Annotated in this window: 3 protein-coding genes; 2 read left to right on the plus strand and 1 reads right to left on the minus strand. The window is 67.7% G+C overall.

What is annotated here, in order from left to right; translation table 11 throughout:
- A partial coding sequence (locus FKP22_RS25905) for a peptidase associated/transthyretin-like domain-containing protein (protein ID WP_141290686.1) occupies positions 1-504 on the minus strand: 504 nt, incomplete at its 3' end.
- Between the two features lie 339 nt (positions 505-843).
- Here FKP22_RS25905 and FKP22_RS25910 point away from each other — a divergent pair.
- Complete coding sequence (locus FKP22_RS25910) at positions 844-1,899, plus strand: hypothetical protein (RefSeq protein WP_141290688.1); 1,056 nt, start codon at positions 844-846, stop codon at positions 1,897-1,899.
- Positions 1,900-2,025: 126 nt separating this feature from the next.
- Positions 2,026-2,956: DUF748 domain-containing protein (locus FKP22_RS25915; RefSeq protein ID WP_170201094.1), on the plus strand; the 931-nt coding region annotated here is incomplete at its 3' end.

The raw sequence follows: 2,956 nt of genomic DNA on the forward strand, positions 1-2,956 counted from the left end.
CGTGACCGAGACCGTGGCGGTGCCGGTGAAAGTGGTGCCATCGGCAGCGGTGAGGCTGGCCGCTTGCAGGCTGACCTGGGCGGGAGACACGGTCGAGGCGACGGTCGCTGGCTGCGAGGCGTCCACTGCAGCGCTGGTGTCGATCGGCGTCAGGCGCGCATCGAGCGACACCGTCGTCTGGTCGGCCACGGCGACCACGGCCACGCTGGGTGCATAGCCGGTGCGGGTGAAGCGAACCGAGGCAGTGGCCGATTCCGGCACCTGCGTGAGCTGGTAGTGCCCGTCGTCGGCCGTGGTGGCGCTGCGGTCTGCGCTTTGCACCGTGACACCCGGTAGCACCAGGCCGCTGCTGGCATCGACCAGCACGCCGCTGACGGTGCCGACCTTGGCCACGGCAGGAGGCGGCGAGGTCGACGCGGTGTCGTCGCTGCCGCAGGCCGTCAGGGTCAGCGCGGCACAAGCGCCCAGCGACACCGCAAGCCGGTAAATCCAGTTCGAGATCATGTATTCCCTCTTGACGGCACACGCCGCTTTGAGCGGTGAACGTTAGTGGCCCGACCCTCGCGTGAGCGGCAGAGAAGGCGGCCAAACCACGGCCATTCATTTGCCGGGCGACGACGCGACAGCGGCGAAGCAAAGCCGGCCAGCACGGCACCTGCGGTGGCAGGCTCATCCGGTAAGCCAGTGGCTGCGACCGTTGATCGAGAACGCGCCATGCCTCCCCTAATTTGAGTTGTGCAGCGGACACCCAGGCGCTGCTACCGTCGCGCTCGCCAGCGATGGCCAGCGCGGCGGAGACACCGCGCTGCACACGTCTTACAACCAAAGTCAGAGAGGCTCGTCATGTCGATTCCCTTCACGTTCTCTTCCGCGCTGCTGAGCGCCGCGCTGCTCGCCACCGCATTGCCTGCCGCAGCCGAGAGCTTCGTCACGTTCCAGGTGCCGGGTGCCACCAGCTTCTCGGTGGCCCAGATCAACAACAGCGGCGTGGTCGCCGGCTCGTACACCTCGAGCGGCGGCCAGTCGCGCGGCTTCGTGCGCAGCGCGTCCGGCGAGATCACCGGGTTCGACGTCAATGGACTGAGCACCACGGCGATGTCCATCAGCGACGACGGCACCGTGGCCGGCTATTACACCGACGGGGGCGGCCTGAAGGCCTTCACGCGCAGCCCTGCGGGGGTCATCACGTCCCTGGTCACGCCGGGCTCCTTCAGCGTGGCCTACGCCATCAACAACCTTGGCAGCACTTCGGGCTTCTACCGCAACGAGCAGAACGATGACTTCGCCAACCGCGGCTTCGTGGCCACCGCCAACGGCGGCTTCACCAGCATCAGCATGCCCGCCGGCATGAGCGGCTCGGTGGCCAGTGCGCTGAACGATGGCGGCGACAGCGCCGGCAATTTCGAGGTGCTCTACCTCAACACCTTGCTGAAGTACGTTGGCTTCGTGCAGACGGCCAGCGGCGTGTTGACCAGCTTCGAGGCTGGCACCGTGAGCGACCCGGCCGGCATCCCGCAGACCGAAGTGGCAGGCCTGAACAACGCCGGCACCGCGGCCGGCGTGTTCAGGACCGTGGTGTGCCCGTTCAACTGCGCCACCAAGTCCTCGCAAGGCTATGTGCGCAGCGCAGGCGGCCAGATCACGCTGTTCAAGGTGGGCGCCACCCGCAGCCTCATGAACGTGGCGGGCATCAACAATGCGGGCCAGATCGTGGGTGACTACACCGCCTCGCGCGGCGCCAGCGGTTTTGTGCGCGCCGCAGACGGTGCGGTCACGACCTTCAAGGTGCCGAAGATGCTCTACACATCGCCCAGCAGCATCAATGACCAGGGCGTCGTCGCCGGAACCTGCTTGAAGTCCGGCAGCAGCACCTACCTCGGCTTCCTGCGTTTGCCCTGACGCGCGACAGCCCGCCACGCGTGCGCTTGCCGCGCGGATGGCGGTGCTATCGTGCCCGCCATGACATGGTGGATGCGAGTGCGGCCCTGGCTGGGCCGCCGTTGGGTGCAGCTTGGCGGAGGTCTGTTGGCCCTGTACCTGCTGCTGGGCTGGCTGGCCGTCGGGCCCTTGTTGAAATGGGCGGCGCCGAAGTGGTTGTCCGGGCGAGGCGGCTACACGCTGGCCATCGAGCAGGCGCACTTCAATCCGCTGGCCTTGTCGCTGGAGCTGCAAGGCCTGTCGCTGAAGACGCCGCAAGGCCAGCCGCTGCTGGGCCTGGGCCGGCTCTACGTGAACTTCCAGGCCAGCAGCTTGTTCCGCCGCGCCTGGACCTTCAACGAGCTGCTGATCGAGCAGCCCACGGTGGCGGTGACGCTGCTGGCCGACGGGCGACTGAACTGGCAGCTGTTCGTGGACGCGCTGGCCGACAAGGCTCAGCCTGCGCCGCCACCCGATCCAACGGCCGAGCCGCCCCGCTTGTTGGTGCAACGGCTCGCACTCAGCGATGGCCGCATCGACTTTTCCGACCAGCAGGTGAGCGGTGGTTTCAGCACCCAGCTCGCGCCGCTGGCACTGGAACTCGATGATGTTTCGACCTTGCCGAATGCGCAAGGCGAACACGAAGTCACCGCGCACGTGGGCCTGGGTGCCGACCTGCACTGGCAAGGCCGCTTCGGCCTGAATCCGCTGGTCTCCAGTGGCGAGTTTTCCATCCAGGGCCTGCCGCTGGGCCGGCTCTGGCCCTATCTGCAGCAGCGGCTGAAGATGGCACCGCCCGAGGGCCAGGCTTCGCTGTCCTTGCACTACGAAGCGGCCTATGCGCAGCGCCAGCTGTCGCTGAAGCTGGCGCAGGTGAATGCCAAGCTGGCCGAGGTGGCGCTGCGCGGCACTGGCCAGACCGAGCCGGCCGTGGCGCTGGGCGCGTTGACGCTGAGCGGCGGTACGCTGGACCTGGCGAGCCGCCACATCGGCGTCGAAAGCCTGGCACTGCAAGGCGGTGCGTTGCACCTGGTGCGCG

The sequence above is a fragment of the Ideonella azotifigens genome, from assembly GCF_006519715.1.
Classification (GTDB): domain Bacteria; phylum Pseudomonadota; class Gammaproteobacteria; order Burkholderiales; family Burkholderiaceae_C; genus Ideonella; species Ideonella azotifigens.